14 protein-coding genes and 1 tRNA gene are annotated in these 16896 nt (G+C 63.4%); 9 read left to right on the top strand and 6 right to left on the bottom strand.

Annotated elements, in window-relative coordinates; genetic code table 11:
* Positions 1-46: 46 nt before the first annotated feature.
* Entirely contained in the window at positions 47-1195 is a 1149-nt protein-coding gene (locus QCE73_RS14275) for a branched-chain amino acid ABC transporter substrate-binding protein (RefSeq protein ID WP_035499331.1), read from the top strand.
* 39 nt (positions 1196-1234) lie between these two features.
* On the opposite strand, the gene QCE73_RS14270 is transcribed toward QCE73_RS14275, so the two are convergent.
* The 3 genes from QCE73_RS14270 to QCE73_RS14260 form a co-directional block, all read right to left on the bottom strand.
* A complete protein-coding gene (locus QCE73_RS14270) occupies positions 1235-1756 on the bottom strand; it encodes a cytochrome b/b6 domain-containing protein (protein WP_309882015.1) in 522 nt (173 codons plus the stop codon).
* A gap of 20 nt (positions 1757-1776) precedes the next feature.
* Positions 1777-2040 carry a PepSY domain-containing protein gene (locus tag QCE73_RS14265; RefSeq protein WP_035499328.1) on the bottom strand — a complete coding sequence of 88 codons (264 nt, stop codon included), beginning with the start codon at positions 2038-2040 and terminating at the stop codon, positions 1777-1779.
* A gap of 78 nt (positions 2041-2118) precedes the next feature.
* On the bottom strand, positions 2119-3825 hold the full coding sequence (locus tag QCE73_RS14260) for a thiamine pyrophosphate-binding protein (RefSeq protein ID WP_309881750.1): 1707 nt from the start codon (positions 3823-3825) through the stop codon (positions 2119-2121).
* 311 nt (positions 3826-4136) lie between these two features.
* On the opposite strand from QCE73_RS14260, the gene flhF reads away from it, so the two are divergent.
* Genes flhF through QCE73_RS14245 form a run of 3 tightly spaced genes read left to right on the top strand, consistent with a single transcriptional unit; the run spans position 4137 to position 7599 of the window.
* Positions 4137-5939, top strand: coding sequence for a flagellar biosynthesis protein FlhF (gene flhF, locus QCE73_RS14255; protein ID WP_309881748.1), 1803 nt, complete (start codon positions 4137-4139; stop codon positions 5937-5939).
* Positions 5932-6849, top strand: a complete 918-nt coding sequence (locus QCE73_RS14250) for a flagellar biosynthesis protein FlhG (protein WP_035499323.1) — start codon at positions 5932-5934, stop codon at positions 6847-6849. The genes flhF and QCE73_RS14250 overlap by 8 nt, the downstream gene beginning before the upstream one ends.
* Before the next feature lie 15 nt (positions 6850-6864).
* Positions 6865-7599: an RNA polymerase sigma factor FliA gene (locus QCE73_RS14245; protein WP_187608075.1), complete on the top strand. Its 735-nt coding sequence runs from the start codon at positions 6865-6867 to the stop codon at positions 7597-7599.
* A 1-nt stretch (position 7600) separates the two neighbouring features.
* Here the strand turns inward: QCE73_RS14245 and QCE73_RS14240 are convergent, their stop codons facing one another.
* Positions 7601-8695, bottom strand: coding sequence for a GGDEF domain-containing protein (locus QCE73_RS14240; RefSeq protein ID WP_309881747.1), 1095 nt, complete (start codon positions 8693-8695; stop codon positions 7601-7603).
* A gap of 190 nt (positions 8696-8885) precedes the next feature.
* Here QCE73_RS14240 and QCE73_RS14235 point away from each other — a divergent pair, with 190 nt between their 5' ends.
* Both QCE73_RS14235 and QCE73_RS14230 read left to right on the top strand, forming a co-directional pair.
* Positions 8886-9893 carry an aromatic ring-hydroxylating dioxygenase subunit alpha gene (locus QCE73_RS14235; protein ID WP_309881746.1) on the top strand — a complete coding sequence of 336 codons (1008 nt, stop codon included), beginning with the start codon at positions 8886-8888 and terminating at the stop codon, positions 9891-9893.
* A gap of 84 nt (positions 9894-9977) precedes the next feature.
* Positions 9978-11177 carry an acyltransferase gene (locus tag QCE73_RS14230; RefSeq protein WP_309881745.1) on the top strand — a complete coding sequence of 400 codons (1200 nt, stop codon included), beginning with the start codon at positions 9978-9980 and terminating at the stop codon, positions 11175-11177.
* Between the two features lie 47 nt (positions 11178-11224).
* Here QCE73_RS14230 and QCE73_RS14225 read toward each other — a convergent pair.
* Positions 11225-11300 (bottom strand) — tRNA-Arg (locus QCE73_RS14225).
* Positions 11301-11603: 303 nt separating this feature from the next.
* Here QCE73_RS14225 and QCE73_RS14220 point away from each other — a divergent pair.
* Entirely contained in the window at positions 11604-12512 is a 909-nt protein-coding gene (locus QCE73_RS14220; protein ID WP_309881743.1) for a c-type cytochrome, read from the top strand.
* An 84-nt stretch (positions 12513-12596) separates the two neighbouring features.
* On the opposite strand, the gene QCE73_RS14215 is transcribed toward QCE73_RS14220, so the two are convergent.
* Complete coding sequence (locus tag QCE73_RS14215) at positions 12597-14684, bottom strand: UvrD-helicase domain-containing protein (protein ID WP_309881741.1); 2088 nt, start codon at positions 14682-14684, stop codon at positions 12597-12599.
* Between the two features lie 146 nt (positions 14685-14830).
* On the opposite strand from QCE73_RS14215, the gene QCE73_RS14210 reads away from it, so the two are divergent.
* Both QCE73_RS14210 and QCE73_RS14205 read left to right on the top strand, forming a co-directional pair.
* Complete coding sequence (locus QCE73_RS14210) at positions 14831-15877, top strand: oxidoreductase (RefSeq protein ID WP_309881739.1); 1047 nt, start codon at positions 14831-14833, stop codon at positions 15875-15877.
* Positions 15878-16024: 147 nt separating this feature from the next.
* Positions 16025-16870 (top strand): hypothetical protein, encoded by an 846-nt coding sequence (locus QCE73_RS14205; protein ID WP_309881738.1) that lies wholly within the window; start codon positions 16025-16027, stop codon positions 16868-16870.
* Positions 16871-16896 lie beyond the last annotated feature (26 nt).

Raw genomic sequence — 16896 nt, 5'->3', positions numbered from 1 at the left:
GCGATCCCGGCACAAGCTGCCATCCACACTGGAACCAGGAGAAGCTATGAAGCACACGATGACCAAGCTGGCAGCAGCCATGACGCTCGCCGGCCTGTCGCTCGCGGGGACCGCATTCGCACAGCAAGCCGAGGACGTGAAGGTCGGTTACGCCGGACCGCTGACCGGTGCGCAGGCGCACTACGGCAAGGACATGCAGAACGGCATCACGCTCGCTGTCGAAGATTTCAACGCCACGAAGCCGACGATCGGCGGCAAGCCGGTTCGCATCGTGCTGAACTCGGCCGACGACCAGGCCGACCCGCGCACGGGCACGACCGTCGCGCAGCGCCTCGTCGATGACGGCATCAAGGGCATGCTCGGCCACTTCAATTCGGGCACGACGATCCCGGCATCGCGCATCTACGCGAACGCGGGCATCCCCGAAATCGCGATGGCGACGGCGCCCGAATACACGACGCAAGGCTTCAAGACGGCCTTCCGCATGATGACCTCCGACACGCAGCAAGGCTCGGTCGCGGGCGAGTTCGCGGTGAAGAACCTGAAGGTCAAGAAGATCGCGATCGTCGATGACCGCACGGCATACGGCCAGGGTCTCGCCGATCAGTTCGAGAAGGCGGCGAAGGCAGCGGGCGGCACGATCGTCGACCGTGAATTCACGAACGACAAGGCTGTCGACTTCAAGGCGATTCTGACCAAGATCAAGTCGACGAACCCGGACCTCGTGTACTACGGCGGAGCTGATTCGCAAGCCGGCCCGATGGTCAAGCAGATGAAGACGCTCGGCTTCCGCGCGCCGCTGATGGCAGGCGAAATGGTGAAGACGGACACGTTCCTGAAGATCGCGGGCGACGCCTCGGACGGTACGGTGGCATCGCTCGCCGGCCTGCCGATGGACGAAATGCCGGGCGGCGCGGACTATTCGGCGAAATACAAAAAGCGCTTCAACGAAGACGTGCAGACCTACTCGCCGTACGCCTACGACGGCGCGATGGCGATGTTCAACGCGATGAAGGCGGCCAACTCGACGGACCCGGCGAAGTACCTGCCGTTCCTCGCGAAGACCGACATGCAGGGCGTGACGGCTAAGCACCTGTCGTATGACTCGAAGGGCGATCTGAAGAACGGCGGCATCACGCTGTACAAGGTTGTCGGCGGCAAGTGGACGACGTTGCAGAGCGTGGGCGGGAAGTAAGGCTGCGGGTTGAGCTAAAAGAGAGCCTCGTGATTCAGGTCACGAGGCTTTTTTGTTTTCGGCGTCGCGTTTGTGGCCCGTCACCATCGCCCCGATCAAATTCTCCCGCGTCCACACGCTCATCAACACCGCGGCCGCGACATGCACGCACACGCAAACCTCGACCGCGACCGACAGCCACGTATGAACCTCCTGCGGCCAGTCCTCGCCCCAGAACGCGTCGAGCCTCATGATCCAACCGGACACCGCGAGCGCGAGAATCAGAAGCCAGAGAAACAACGCCATCAATCCGCCGAGCGGATTATGCGAAACGTGATGCATCGGCTTGCCGTTCGCAATCGATTTCAGATAATCCGAGAGATGCGAACGCGTCGGCCACCACGCGGCAAATCGCGCGTGACGCGAGCCGATGAAACCCCAAACGATACGCGCGGTAACAAGCCCGGCCGCCACATATCCAAGCAAACGATGCGTGGAATCCGTCGGCCCGAACAGATTCCACAAGACGATGCCCGCCACGGCCCAGTGCGTGAGCCGCACCCACGCGTCCCAGACTTTCACGCGGGCAAAGTCCGTCACGCTTACTCGACTTCCGACTTCACGACAGCCAGCGTCTTCGTGTCGTAATAGATCTCGACTTTCTTGCCGTTCTTGTCGTGGCCGTAGATCTCATAGCAGTTGCCATCGACCTTGAACTTGCGAATCTTGTAGCCTTGCGACTCGAGTTGAGCCTTGGCATCCGATTCCTTCATCCATTCGCTCTTCGGATGCGCGGTGCAGTCTGCCTTCGCGAAAGCCGCGCCCGAAAAGCCCAACGCCAATGACAACGCCAGAATCTTAAGCATCGCTAACTCCCTGTGTTTTTGAACTGGCTACTCTACTGCCACCGGGAGCGGTCTGCAAGAAGATTGAAAGTTTGTCCCTTAGCGCGTGCCTTGCCGGCGAATTTGTTCGAGTGTCGCGCCCGGTGTGCTCTGATCCTGCGGAATGCGGATCTCGATCAACGCGGGCAGGCCGGATTTCCGGGCGCGTTCGAATGCAGGCATGAACTGATCCGTCGTTTCGACGAGTTCGCCGTGCGCGCCGAACGCGCGCGCAAACGCGACGAAATCCGGATTCGTCAGCCCCGTCCCATGCACGCGATTCGGGTAATGCCGCTCCTGGTGCATGCGGATCGTTCCGTACTGCGCGTTGTTCACGACGATGAAAATCACCGGCAATTCATATTGCATCGCCGTGGCGAGTTCCTGACTCGACATCATGAAGCAGCCGTCGCCCGCAAACGCGATCACCGTGCGGTCCGGATAAAGCGACTTCGCGGCGATCGCGGCGGGCACGCCGTAACCCATCGCCCCGCTCGTCGGCGCGCACTGCGATCGGAAGTGCCGATACGAATAGTGCCGATGCAGCCAGGTCGCGTAATTGCCCGCGCCGTTCGTGAGGATCGAATCGGCGGGAATCGTTTCCGCGAGCTGGCGCATGATGTCGCCGAGCTGGACATCGCCGAGCATCGGACGCGGCGTGCGCCATTCGAGATACGCGGCGTGCGCGGCTTCGGCCTCGCCATGCCACGCGATATTCGCGGGCGGCGTCAGCGCCGCGAGCATCGACGCGATTTCCGGCATGCCCGAGACGATCGGCAGATCGGCGCTGTACACGCGGCCGAGTTCTTCCGCGCCCTGATGCACGTGGATGAGCGTCTGCTTCGTCTTCGGGATGTCGAGCAGCGTGTAGCCGCCCGTCGTCGATTCGCCCATGCGCGGGCCGAGCACGAAGAGCACGTCGGCATCGCGCACGCGTGCGGCGAGCGCCGGATTGATGCCGAGCCCGACATCGCCCGCATAGTTCGGATGCTCGTTCGACAGCGTGTCCTGATAGCGGAATGCGCAGCCCACCGGCAAGCGCCATTGCTCGACGAAGCGCGCGAAATCCTGCGTCGCATCAAGCGTCCAGCCGCTGCCGCCCGCGATCACGAACGGCTTCTTCGCGTTGGCGAGCAGTTCGCGCAAGCGATCGATTTGCGCCGCCGCCGGCGATGCCGCCACGCGCTGATAACGCGGCGCGGGCAACGCGGCGGCGACGGCTTCGGTCAGCATGTCTTCCGGCAGCGCGAGCACGACCGGACCCGGACGTCCCGAGGTCGCCGTGTGAAACGCGTGGCTCATGTATTCCGGCACGCGGCGCGGATCGTCGATCTGCGCGACCCATTTCGCCATCTGCCCGAACATGCGCCGATAGTCGATTTCCTGAAACGCCTCGCGGTCCATGTGATCCCGCGCGCATTGGCCGATGAGCAGGATCATCGGCGTCGAATCCTGAAACGCGGTGTGCACGCCGATCGACGCGTGCGTCGCGCCCGGCCCGCGCGTGACGATCGCGACGCCCGGTTTGCCCGTCAGCTTGCCGACCGCTTCGGCCATGTTCGCCGCGCCCGCCTCGTGGCGGCAGACGATCGTCTGAATCTGCGAGGTTTCGTCGTGCAGGGAATCGAGCACGGCGAGAAAGCTCTCGCCGGGCACGCAGAACACGCGCTCGACGCCGTGATGCACGAGCGCATCGACGAGAAGACGCGCGCCGGTAGTTTGATTGTCGGGAGAAGCGGATTGCGCGGAGGGGACAGCGGACGCCATGCGAAGAACTCTCCTGTGAGTGTCCGGATCGTCGCGGATGCGGGCCGGACAGTGAGCGAATTGCCCTAAAGCTTACGCCGTCGGGCGAGCGCGCGGCCAGAAGCAAAGCGGAATTTTTTCCCGGCGAGCGCGGCCTGTTCGCGCCGTCCGCGGCATTTCCATCAGCCGAAATACCCCTTTTTCTCGCCCCTTATCCAGCGATGGAGAAAGGGTGGAGTTCGCAATAATGGCTTCACTGAAAAGCGGACACGGCAACGAGCCAAGCGGGTCCGCCTCGCAAAGATCGCAGTCTCACCTCATCGGGGGCAAGTTTGAACATTCGTAAATTCATCGGCGCGAACAGCCGCGACGCACTGCGCCAGGTTCGTGAAGCGCTCGGCCCCGATGCCGTGGTGCTGTCCAATCGCACGCTGGATGATGGTTCCGTGGAGATCGTCGGCGTCGCGGACAGCGATATCGCGTCGATCTCGCCGGCCGCGAAGGAACAGGCCGTGCGCTCGGCGGGCTCGTCGCGCGCCGCACTGGCCGCCGCGGCCGCCGCGCTGCCGGCGAAGCAATCCGCCGCGAATCCCTACACGAGCGGCGACGTGTTTTCGTCGGTCTTCGGCGCGAACACCGACGCCGACGATGAAGACGATTTCGCGCACGAACACGAAGCCGCTTCCGACGAAGAAGCGCCGCGCACGATGGCCGACTCGAATCCGTGGCTGATCGAGCACGCGAAGCGCATCGCGCAGCAGGCGACGATGCCGTCGAACCGTCCGCTGACGGCGTCCGCCGCGATCGCTCGCGGAATGGGCGTGCCGGTTCCGGTCGCTGCGCAAGAGACCCGCGCCGAGAGGACCCCAGAAGCAGGCAAGTACGCGATTCGCCAGCAAGCGCAAGCGCAGGCTAACCGCGCGGAAGCGATCGCTCAGGCGCGCGTTCAATCGACCGTCGAAACGCCCGACTGGGCACGCGAAGCCGCGCAGGTCGCCGCACGCCGCGCTGCGCAGAAGATCAACGCGAGCGCGCCGCACTCCGAAGCACCGGCGGCGAGCACCGCGCCGGCTGCGCAGGAAGGCGCCTTCGAAGGTCTGCCGGCGAACGCGGCGGCGGTCGTGACCGAAGCGATTCGCGCACGCATGGAGCAGGTCGTCAACGAAACGGTGATGAACGAGCTTTCGTCGATGCGCTCGATGATGGAAGAGCACTTCTCCGGTCTGCTCTGGGGCGAGCGCCAGCGCCGCAACCCGACGGGCGGCGCGCTGACCAAGCGTCTGTTCGCCGCCGGTTTCTCCGCGCAACTCGTCCGCATGATGGTGGACAACATGCCGGAGATGGAAAGCGTGGAAGGCGCGCTCGAATGGGTGCAGGAAGTGCTCGAATCGAACATCCCGGTGATGGATAGCGAAGATGCACTGATGGAACGCGGCGGCGTGTTCGCGCTGATGGGCCCGACGGGCGTCGGCAAGACGACGACCACCGCGAAGCTCGCGGCGCGCTGCGTGATGCGCTTCGGCGCGAGCAAGGTCGCGCTGCTCACGACCGACAGCTACCGGATCGGCGCGCACGAGCAACTGCGCATCTTCGGCAAGATTCTCGGCGTGTCGGTTCACGCGGTGAAGGACGCCGCCGACCTGCAGCTCGCGCTTTCCGAACTGCGCAACAAACATATCGTGCTGATCGACACGATCGGCATGAGCCAGCGCGACCGCATGGTTTCCGACCAGATCGCGATGCTGTGCGGCGCGGGCCATCCGGTGCAGCGCATCCTGCTGCTCAACGCGACGAGCCACGGCGACACGCTCAACGAAGTCGTGCAGGCATACAAGAGCGCGGCGGATCAGCCGCCGCTCGCGGGCTGCATCCTGACCAAGCTCGACGAAGCGACGAATCTCGGCGGCGTGCTCGATACGGTCATCCGCTACAAGCTGCCGGTGCATTACGTGTCGACCGGCCAGAAGGTGCCGGAGAACCTGTACGTCGCGACCAAGCGTTTTCTCATCAAGAGCGCATTCTGCATTCCCCGCGACGGCTCGCCGTTCGTGCCGCAGGACGAAGAAGTGCCGGCGCTGCTCTCCGCGCTGTCCGCGCGCGCCACGACCGAACTGCATGGGGTGCACTTTGGATAAGTTCGTGCTCGACCAGGCGGAAGGTCTGCGACGGCTGCTCACGCGTGCCGGTTCGCGCGTGGTGGCGGTTGCGGGCGGGCCGGCGGGCATCGGGTGCACGTCGGCGGTGGTGAATCTCGGCGCGGCGCTGTCCGTGCACGGCAAGGATGTGCTCGTGATCGACGAGCATCAGGACGCGGGATCGGTGAGCCGCATGCTGGGTTTGTCCGATGCAGGCGCGCTCGCCGCGGTGATGTCCGGCCGCCGCGCGCTCGCCGATGTCGTCGAGCGCACGCCGTTCGGCTTCTCGCAGATCGCCGCACCGCGCGACGAGCGCATCAGCCATGACGCCGCGCAGTGCCGCGCATTGCTCGATGGTCCGGCCGACATCGTTCTGATCGATGCGCAACTGGACCGTCACGGCGCGCTGTCGACGCTCGCGGCTCAGGCGCATGACTTTCTCATCGTGACGCGGGTAGCCGCGTCGGCGATCACCGAGGCGTATGCGTGCATGAAGCGGCTGCATTACGCCCATGCGATCGGCCAGTTCCGCGTGCTTATCAATCACGTGCAGAACCCGGCTGACGCGGCGGTCGCGTTCGACAACCTGTCGGGCGTCGCGAGCCGGTATCTGGCCGTGTCGCTCGTGCAGGCAGGGTATGTGTCCGAGGATGCGCGCGTCGCTCGGGCAAAGGAACTCTCACGCTGCGCAGTCGAAGCGTTCCCGGCCACGGCCGCGGCCCGCGACTACCGCGCGATCGCGGCGGAGCTCCTCCACTGGCCGATGCGTCCCGCGCCGTACATGCGCGCGGCGAACGGCCAGCCAGACGCGCGAATTCCGGTTGGCGACTCTGAACAGGGCGGGCGGGAGGCGGCGCATCGTGTGGCCGCGCTTCACGACTTTGCAATGAGCAGCACGGCGTCGATGTGATCAAGATAGGTGACCATGATGTATAACGCCCAAGGCAAACTCTCACAGTCGGACGTCCTGACGAAATATGCGCCGCTCGTTCGTCGGCTGGGGCTTCAGCTCGTCGCCAAGATGCCGGCGAGCGTCGATCTCGACGATCTCATCCAGGCCGGCATGATCGGTCTGCTGGACGCGGCGAGCCGCTACAAGGAAGATCAAGGCGCGCAATTCGAAACCTACGCGAGCCAGCGCATTCGCGGCGCGATGCTCGACGAGCTGCGCGCCAACGACTGGCTGCCGCGCAGCATGCGCAAGACGTCGCGCGAAGTGGAATCGGCGGTGCATAAGGTCGAGCAGAACCTCGGCCGCTCCGCGAGCGAGACGGAGATCGCCGAGCACATGAAGATGCCGCTCGACGAATATCAGTCGATGCTCCAGGATCTGCACGGCAGCCAATTGATCTACTACGAAGACTTCGACCGTTCCGCCGACGACGAGCCGTTCCTCGACCGCTATTGCGTCGATCGCTCGGACCCGCTTTCGGCGCTGCTCGACGACAGCCTGCGCGGCGCGCTGATCGAAGCGATCGACAAGCTGCCCGAGCGCGAGAAGCTGCTGATGAGCCTCTACTACGAACGCGGCCTGAACCTGCGCGAAATCGGCGCAGTGATGGAAGTGAGCGAGTCGCGCGTGTGCCAGTTGCACAGCCAGGCGGTCGCGCGTCTGCGCACGAAGCTGCGCGAGCAGGCGTGGACGAGCGTCGAGGCCTGATTCAGCTCGTTTCGAAGTCGCGCGTTTCGGCGAAGACCGTTTTCCCTTCGCCGAGACTTTTCGCGCGATACATCGCACGATCGGCGGCACGCAGCACGGCGGTGATGCCGGATTGCTGCGCGCTCGTCGCGCTGGAAAGCAGACACGCGCCGATGCTCGCCGATACCGACACCGGCCGCTCCTGCACCGATGTCATCGCGCCGAGAATCGAGTGAATGCTGTCGGCCACCGACAGCACCGCCGCGCGGTCGCGCACCTGATGCGCAAGCACGACGAACTCGTCGCCGCCCAGACGCGCGATGGTGTCGGACTTGCGCATGCGCTTCGCGAGCGATTGCGCGAAGGCCTGCAGCAGCATGTCGCCGACGGCGTGACCGTAGGTATCGTTCACTTCCTTGAAGCCGTCGAGATCGATGAGAAGGAGCGCGGTGGCATCGTCGCCATCGGTTTCGCGCGCGGTCATCGCACGATCGACGATCCGTTCGAGCGCGTATCGGTTGGACAGGCCCGTGAGCGGATCGGTCGATGCCTGACGCGCGAGATCGCGATTCGCATTGCCGAGGCGATCGACGAGCACGCTCAAATACACCGATGCGCCCAGCACGCTCAATCCCAGCCCGATCGCGGCGGGAAGATTGGCGCGCCACCACGGCTGCCAGACGCCGAGCGCCATCACGACGACGAGCGCCGTCGCGCATGACACCGCGAGCGTGCGCTTGCCGTAACGGCATCCCGAGCCGATCAGAAACCAGAACATCACCCAGATGAGCGGCAGCGCGATTGCGCCGCCCGCCGCGAGCGCGAGCCCGAGCAGGGTTTGATCGGCGATGGTCGTGACAGTGAGACGCTTCTCCGACGGCGTGCTCATGCGGTTGACGATCAGCAGCGTGGCCGCACCGTAAGACACGTAGAGCGCGATGAGACGCGCGACCGCCAGTGCATCGTAGGAAGGGCGGAGCCACGCGAAGATGCCGTAGGCCAGAAGAACCGCCGCTCCCATCCAGACCCGCAGCGTGGCCTGCTCGCGTTCGGGATTCCGGTGCTCGGACCATGCGAAGGCATAAGGCCGGCGTGCCGGTTGATGCGCCTGCTCCATACTGAACCCCTGGATGGTGATTTCTTTCTTTTATCTTGCTGTCTTTACTGCGGCCCCGTCGCGTGGCATCGGCTGAATGGAGTGGTATCGAATTGCGCCGAGCGAGCGATCCGCTATTTTGCAACGTTTTGCGAAGACGCTGTGTTTCGTGTAATAACGGCTTTCGCACTTCTATTTCCGATTCACCGTGATGCGCGACGAATCCATTTCTCTGGCCGGCGAATGGCTGCCGGTCTGCAATAGCGAAGACGTTCCCGAAGGCGGCGCGCGCGGCTTTGTCGTCGCCGATGAGCGCATCGTCGTGTGGCGCGACAGTATCGGCGCGGCGCATGTGTGGCGCGATTACTGTCCGCATCGCGGCGCGCAGTTGTCGCTCGGGCATGTGATGCGCGATCAGATCGTGTGCCCGTATCACGGCTGGCGTTACGACATCGAAGGGCAGTGCTTGCGGATTCCATCGAATCCGTCTTTGCGTCCTCCGAAACGTGCCTGCGCGACGACGTTCGTCAGCGAGGAGAAGTACGGCGTCGTGTGGATGTGCTTCGGCGAGCCGGCTGACGCGCTCGACTTCTTTCCCGAAGCCGCGATTCCCGGTGGCCGGCGCATCAATCTCGCGCCGCAGACGGTGAGGTCATCGGCGCCGCGCGTCGTCGAAAATTTTCTCGATATGGCGCACTTTTCGTTCGTGCATGTGGGGATTCTGGGCGAGGACGCGCATACGGAAGTGCCGGATTACGAAGTCGTGCAGACTTCCGATGGCGGGCTGGAGGCGCGGCAGTGTCGATACTGGCAACCCGCGGGGATTCCGGGACAGGGCGGCGGCGCGATGATCGATTATGTGTATCGCGTGAAGCGGCCGTTGATCGCGAGTCTCACGAAGATGGCGTCGGGTGGGCAGGGTGCGCTGCATATCCTGCTGGCGGCGTCGCCGGTGACGCAGACGGAGACGCGCGCGTGGCTCGTGTCGATTCACGAGGACGAGACGACGCATTCGGATCAGGCGCTTTACGACTTCAATATGGAAATACTGATGCAGGATACGCCGATCGTCGAGTCGCAATGGCCCCGGCGTCTGCCGCTCGATCTCGATGCGGAGTTGCATCAGCGGTGTGATCGGATGGCGGTGGCTTACCGCAGATGGCTGGCGGGGATGGGGTTTGGGTGGGGGACGTGCGCGGGCGAAGATGTCGAGCGATAGACGACGGCACGCCTGTGCCAAGCCGAAGGTCGTTTCGCGTAATATGCCGTATGAATCGCCAGTCAGTGGATCGGGTTTGTCAACATGAAGCAAGACTTTCGTACCGCACGCGCACAGGAAGATGGTCGTCAGATTCCTGCGCTGGATGGCCTGCGCGGACTCGCGGCGCTATGGGTCTTTCTTTCGCACGTCCGCATTCTGACTGGAATGACGCCCGTGCCGACCCTGCTGGCCTATGGCGAACTCGCGGTCGATCTTTTCATGTTCGTTTCCGGCTTTCTGATGGCGTTCCATTACCTAGAACGCCGTGAGCAGGAACCGTGGAACGCGGGCCGAACATGGCTGCGGTTCTGGTGTCGCCGCTTCTTTCGGATCACGCCGGCGTATTACGTGCTGCTGCTGATCTCGTTGCTCACGGGCGCTTATCTGGGCGATGCGCGCAATGCCGTCGCGCATGTCTGGCCGGAAACGGCCACGGCTGCATCGCGCTATCTGGATCACGGCGTGTGGAACGTCGTGACGCACGTTACCTACACCTTCGGGCTGATTCCACGATACGCGTTCAATACGCCGTTGCCGGACTGGTCGATCGGGCTCGAAATGCAGTTCTATGCGGTCTTTCCGCTGCTCATGCTGTTGATCGCGAGATACGGCGCCTTGCTTGTGATCGCGACGCTCGCCGTCGCCATGTTCGGCGTTCAGATCATTGCACCGGGCTTCTTTTCCTCATTTCCGATGCCGGCCTTCCTGCCGATGAAGCTTTATATGTTCATGACCGGCATGGCCGCTGCACTGACGCGCGGTACGCCTCGGGCAAGCGTCGGCTTTCTGCTGGCGGCGAGTCTACCCGCGATCGAGTTTGCGCTGCATCCCGTCGCTGTCTCGGCAGCGCGCATCGCGATGGTCGCGGTGCTCTTTATCCTTTTTTCCGCGGAATCCATGCGGTTCGGGGCGCTTGCGCTGCCCGTCGTGCGAATCTTGCGGCGCGCACTGGGCATCCGCTTCGGCAAGGTGATGGGCGATCTTGCCTACAGCTTTTACCTCATTCACTTGCTGGTGCTTCTGCCGGTCGCTGGATTTCTGACAAAGTTCGAGAGATATTTGAACGCTCCCGGTGCCGTTCGATTCATCGCAGTCGCCTTGATCGTGGGGACGATCACATTCGGGCTGTCATGGCTGCTACATCGGGCCGTCGAGCAGCCTGGCATCGCGCTGGGCAAACGCCTGCTTAAACGGCGTATCGTGATGACCGGGCGCGAAGGCGCGATCTCGTTTCGTCGCTAGCGAGGGCGGAGAAACGGGGGCTCGGTGAAGTCGTAGTGGTGCTTTCATGGCGCGCCCGGCTGGGATCGAACCAGCAACCCCTGCCTTCGGAGGGCAGTACTCTATCCATTGAGCTACGGGCGCATCGGGGAGAGGCCTTGCGTGAGGGAAGCGCCAAAAGACAAACGGCTGCTGCAAGGCCCAACGAATCCGAGAGAATACCTGTTTTCCGTGACTTCGTCCATCGCACGGGGCTGGGCGCATCGCGCGAAGCATCACACGATTCGGGTAAACGCCCGCACCGCCGCCACAGCCACCTCGCGCCGACAGTTAAGCGTTCCGTCTATAATCGACCGTGCCTTTCCCCAGGCGCGCCCAAGCGCAATGCGGTAGCTGTCACGCTGTCACTGAACCGACTCACACCAAAAAACGGGAGACGAGACAAGCATGAGCGAAGCACCCCACGGAGCCCCGATCAAGACGCCCGGCCAACTCATCGCCGCGATCATCGCGGGATTCGGCATCCCGGTCGCCATCATCATCCTGCTCGCGGTTTATGTGAACAACTCGACGCGTACCGGCGCGGGCACGGACATCGAGCAGTCGGTGAACGAGCGCATCGCGCCCGCCGCGCAGGTCGATATCCGCGACGCCAACGCGCCGCGCGTCTACAAGACCGGCGAGGACGTATTCAAAGCCGTGTGCTCCGCCTGTCACGCAGCGGGCACCGCCGGCGCACCCAAGTTCGGCGATGCCGGCGCGTGGGCACCGCGCATGGGTGAAGGCTACGACACGCTCCTGCACAACGCGCTCAACGGCAAGGGCGCGATGCCCGCGCGCGGCGGCACCAGCCCCGACGATTACAGCGACTTCGAAATTGCGCGCGCGGTCGTCTATATGGCCAACGGCAGCGGCGGCAAACTGGCGGAACCGGCGCAACCTGCGTCGGGTGCGGCGGCGAGCGCGGGCGCATCGGGTGCGGCAGCGGCATCGGGCGCAGCGGCTCCGGCAGGCGCGAGCGCGAATGAGAACGCACAGGCGGCGGCAGCCGTCGCGGCGCTGGCATCGGTGCCGCAGGCTGCGGCGCCGGCGGCGGGCGGCCAAAGCGCGGACGCGGCTCAAGCCGGCAAGGCGCTCTACGAGCAAGTCTGCCAGGCATGTCACGCGGCCGGCGTGCTCAACGCGCCGAAGTTCGGCGACAAGGCCGCCTGGGCGCCGCGCCTGAAGGAGCCGATGGACACCGTCTACAACTACGCATTGCACGGCAAAGGCGCGATGCCGCCGAAGGGCGGATCGAATGCGCCGGATGCGGATGTGAAGGCCGCCGTCGATTACATGGTGAACGCGGCGAAGTAACGTTCACGCGTGCAATGAAAGAACCCTGCGTCGGTTCAAGTGGCGCAGGGTTTTTCATTTTGAAGCGCGAAGAAAGCGAAAGCGTCAGGTCTTCTGCAACATCGCCTTGAGCATCGCCATTCGATCTTTCGGCGACAGCGGTTTTTCCTCGGGCGTCGGCGGCGGTGCATCGTCGAGCAGCATCTCGGGTATGAAGCGCGACGGCTCGCACACCACCGTCTCCCGCGCGCGTTTTCTCTTCTTGCACCAGTTCAGATGCAGACTGCGCTGCGCCCGCGTGATCGCGACATACATCAGCCGGCGTTCTTCCTCGATGCGCGAATCGTCGACGGGCGCGTCATCATCCGAGCTGCCGCGATGCGGCATGATCCCTTCTTCGACGCCCACCAGAAACACGTGCGGATACTCCAGTCCCTTCGACGCATGCACCGTCGAGAGCCGCACCGCGTCCGGATCTTCTTCCTTGCCTTCGAGCATGGACATCAGCGCGACGGTCTGGATCAGGCCGAGCAGGTTCTTGCCTTCGTCGGCGAAACCGTCGGCGGTGTCGTAGCCTGTCTGCTCCGCGCCCGGCGCGGCTTCCGGCTTCGTGCCCTTGCGCTTCAACCATTCGAGAAACTCGAGCACGTTCTGCCACTTCGACTGCGCCTGCCGCTCGTCGTACGCATCGTAGAGATACGACTCGTAGTGGATGGCTTCCATCATGTCGTCGAGCACTTCGGTCGCCGGATCGCGCGCCGCGCGGTCGGACAGCCGCCGAATCCATTCGCAGAATGTGCGTAGCGGCTCGACCTGCCGCGCCGACAGACGCGCCTCGATGCCGCCCATGAACACCGCCTCGAACAGCGACACCTTCGCCGCGCCCGCGAACGCGCCGAGCGCTTCGAGCGTCGTATTGCCGACGCCCCGCCGCGGAGTCGTGATCGCGCGGATGAACGCGGGATCGTCGTCGGGATTGGCGATCAGACGCAGATACGCGATGAGATCCTTGATCTCCGCCTTGTCGAAGAACGACTGCCCGCCCGACAGCACATAAGGAATGCGCTCGCGTCGCAGCACCTGCTCGAAGATGCGCGCCTGAAAGTTGCCGCGATAGAGAATGGCGTAGTCGCGAAACTGCGTGCGCCGCTCGAACTTGTGCGCCGAGAGCCGGAACACCACGGACTCGGCCTCGTGCTCTTCGTCGTTGCAGCCGGTGACGGTGATCGTGTCGCCCATGCCGTGCTCGGACCACAGCTTCTTCTCGAACAGCTTCGGATTGTTCGCGATGACGTTATTCGCCGCCGTCAGAATGCGCACCGTCGAGCGATAGTTCTGCTCCAGCTTGACGACGTGCAGCTTCGGAAAATCCTTGCCGAGCTGCGCGAGGTTTTCGAGGGTCGCGCCGCGCCATCCGTAGATGGCCTGATCGTCGTCGCCGACGGCCGTGAACGCCGCACGCGGGCCGGCAAGCTGCTTCAGCAATTCGTACTGACAGGCGTTGGTGTCCTGATATTCGTCGATCAGCAGATAGCGCAAGCGGTTCTGCCACTTGTCGCGCACCTGCTCGTTCTCGGCGAAAAGCTGCGCGGGCCGTAGGATCAGATCGTCGAAATCGAGCGCCTGATACGCGTGCAGCGTCGCCGCGTAGCTGCGAAAGACGATCGCCGCCTGATGCTCGTCCTCGTTATTCGCGAGCACGGACGCCTGATCCGGCGACACCATCGCGTTCTTCCACAGCGAGATGATCGACTGGATCTTGCGAATCAGGCCCTTGTCGGTCGTGCCGAGCTGTTCCTGCACCATGCCGAAGCAGTCGTCCGAATCCATGATCGAGAACTGCGGCTTCAGTCCGACATGTTCCGCTTCCTGCCGCATGATCTGCACGCCGAGCGAGTGGAAGGTGCAGATCGTCAATTGATTGACGGGAATCTTGCGGCCTTCCTTGCCGGGCGTGGTGAGCGTCTTGCCCTCGAGCAGCTTCGCGGTGCGCTCGCGCATTTCGAGCGCGGCCTTGTTCGTGAAGGTGAGCGCGGCGATGTGCTTCGGCTCGAAGCCGCGTCCTTCGATCAGATGCGCGATCTTCTGCGTGATCACGCGCGTCTTGCCGCTGCCCGCGCCGGCGAGCACGAGACAGGGACCATCGAGATAGCGCACGGCTTCGCTTTGCGCGGCGTTCAGACCAGCGGACATCGTTTTGGGCTTTTGGAGTTCGGGCGCGCTTAGCTGAAAACCTGCGCGCGGAGGAGAGCGCGATGTTAACACGATAGCGGCGGCGCGGTTCCGGCCCCTGTTCGTGCCACAATATCCGATCGAATTCACGACAGGACGATGCCCGCATGAGCACAGCACTGAAAGTCGGCGTAATGGGCTACGGCCTCGCCGGCGCGACGTTTCACGCGCCCGTCATCGAGCACTGCGGCCGGGCGGAAGTCACGGCCATCGCGACGAGCCAGGCCGAACGCGCGTCGGCGGATTATCCGAACGCGCAGATCGTCGCGGACTTCGACGCGCTGCTCGCCGTCGACGGCCTCGAATGCGTGGTCGTGGCGACGCCGAACGACACGCACTTCGATCTCGCGCACCGCGCGTTGTCGGCGGGCAAGCATGTGGTCGTCGACAAGCCGGTCACGCTTTCCGCGCGCGACGCCCGCACGCTCGCCGATCTCGCGCAGCAGAAAGGGCTCGTGTTCGCGCCGTTCCACAATCGCCGCTGGGACGGCGATTTCATGACCGTGCGCGCGCTCGTCGAAAGCGGGCGGCTCGGGCGAGTCACGCATTACGAATCGCATTTCGACCGTTTTCGCCCGAAAGTGCCGCAGCGCTGGCGCGAGGAAGCGGAGCGCGGCGGCGGCCTGCTGTTCGATCTGGGGCCGCATCTGATCGATCAGGCGCTGACGCTCTTCGGCGCGCCGCAGACGGTCACGGCGTTCGTGAAGGCGCATCGCGATCACGCGCACGCGCCGGATTACGTGCATCTCGTGCTCGGTTACGAGGACAAGGAAGTGATCCTGCACGCGAGCGCGCTCGCGGCGCTGGAGCCGCCGCGTTTCGCGATCCACGGCACGCGCGGCAGTTACGTGAAGAACGGGCTCGACACGCAGGAAGATCAGTTGCGTTCCGGCATGCGGCCGGGCAATCCGGAGTTCGCGAAGAATCCGCCGGGCGCGCTGCGCGAAGTCGATGGCGATCACGACCTGCGTCAAGAATTCGCCACGAAAGATGGTGCTTATGTCGAGTTTTATCGCGCGCTGGCGGCGTCGATTCAGGACGGCAAGCCGTTTCCGGTTTCGCCGCAGGACGCGGTTGATACGATGACGATCATCGAGCTGGCGATTCAGAGCGACAGGGAAGGAAGGCGGGTGGAGTTCGCCCGATTGCGCTGACGCGAAGCGGCATCAACATGGTGTGACCGAGTGGAATATGACAAACATTAACTCGCTTTGACTCTTGGAGATGGCGGACAATATTTCTGATTTTCATCTGTCATTTGTCGTGAGGCAGAGTAAAGTCAATAACGGGTCGAATTCGTCATGTCTGTCACATTCAAACATTCCGGTCATCTGGGCGATATCGTCTATTCGCTGCCTGCAATGCGGACGATCGCCCGGCAGTGCGGCGTCCGCGTGACGCTTTACATTCCGAACGACGTCGATTCGGGTTACGGCCCGGACAGGCGTCACCCCGCCGGCGACAAGATGATAGATGACGCGACGTTCGATTTCGTCGCGCCATTGCTGCGGTCTCAGGCTTATATCGAGGCCGTGCATTTCGTTCCCGGCAACGACATTCCATGCGACGCCGTCAACTTCGATGCTTTTCGCGGCGGAAGCGTTAATGTTTTGGCCGGAAACATTAAGGATTACTATTTCAAGATTTTCGCGCTGCTCGCCGAGTCGCCGTCTCGCTGGCCCAAACGGTCCGGCGGAGTCCACTCGTACGCGAAACCCTATGACATCCTGATTGGCCGTTCGATGCGCTATTTGAATCAGGCGATCGATTACGGCGTGCTCGCGCAATTGGACTTGCGTATCGGATTTATCGGACTGGAGAATGAATTTACGGAATTCCGTTCACGCTTTCCTTCCTTGGCGATCGAACATGTGCCGACGCGCCACGCACAGGACGCCTGCGATCGGATTGCGGAGGCGTCGCTCTTTATTGGCAATCAGTCGGTTTTCTTCGCAATCGCCGAAGGATTGCAGTCAAACAGGCTGCTCGAGGTATTCGAACCGGTTCCGAACGTCGTGCCATCCGGGGGCCGCACAGGCCAGTTTCTGACGACCGCGGGGCTGGCGCGGCTGGTCAGCGCCTTTTTTTCACGAACGATCACACTGCCGGATCCCGACGCGGCGTTGAGAAGCGAATATATGCACTGAGCAATACCTGACGCGGTCGCCCGGAA

Source organism: Caballeronia sp. LZ029 (genome assembly GCF_031451275.1).
Taxonomy (GTDB): Bacteria; Pseudomonadota; Gammaproteobacteria; order Burkholderiales; family Burkholderiaceae; genus Caballeronia; species Caballeronia jiangsuensis.
The sequence above is the reverse complement of the archived record's forward strand: the minus strand, read 5'-3'. Positions and strand labels throughout refer to the sequence as shown.

Excerpts from the sequence above, each read along its gene's own strand:
- QCE73_RS14275 (WP_035499331.1), top strand. The coding sequence starts at position 47 with ATGAAGCACACGATGACCAAGCTGGCAGCAGCCATGACGCTCGCCGGC.
- QCE73_RS14265 (WP_035499328.1), bottom strand. The coding sequence starts at position 2,040 with ATGCTTAAGATTCTGGCGTTGTCATTGGCGTTGGGCTTTTCGGGCGCG.
- QCE73_RS14260 (WP_309881750.1), bottom strand. The coding sequence starts at position 3,825 with ATGGCGTCCGCTGTCCCCTCCGCGCAATCCGCTTCTCCCGACAATCAA.
- QCE73_RS14245 (WP_187608075.1), top strand. The coding sequence starts at position 6,865 with ATGATGTATAACGCCCAAGGCAAACTCTCACAGTCGGACGTCCTGACG.
- QCE73_RS14240 (WP_309881747.1), bottom strand. The coding sequence starts at position 8,695 with ATGGAGCAGGCGCATCAACCGGCACGCCGGCCTTATGCCTTCGCATGG.
- QCE73_RS14235 (WP_309881746.1), top strand. The coding sequence starts at position 8,886 with ATGCGCGACGAATCCATTTCTCTGGCCGGCGAATGGCTGCCGGTCTGC.
- QCE73_RS14230 (WP_309881745.1), top strand. The coding sequence starts at position 9,978 with ATGAAGCAAGACTTTCGTACCGCACGCGCACAGGAAGATGGTCGTCAG.
- QCE73_RS14220 (WP_309881743.1), top strand. The coding sequence starts at position 11,604 with ATGAGCGAAGCACCCCACGGAGCCCCGATCAAGACGCCCGGCCAACTC.
- QCE73_RS14215 (WP_309881741.1), bottom strand. The coding sequence starts at position 14,684 with ATGTCCGCTGGTCTGAACGCCGCGCAAAGCGAAGCCGTGCGCTATCTC.
- QCE73_RS14210 (WP_309881739.1), top strand. The coding sequence starts at position 14,831 with ATGAGCACAGCACTGAAAGTCGGCGTAATGGGCTACGGCCTCGCCGGC.
- QCE73_RS14205 (WP_309881738.1), top strand. The coding sequence starts at position 16,025 with ATGTCTGTCACATTCAAACATTCCGGTCATCTGGGCGATATCGTCTAT.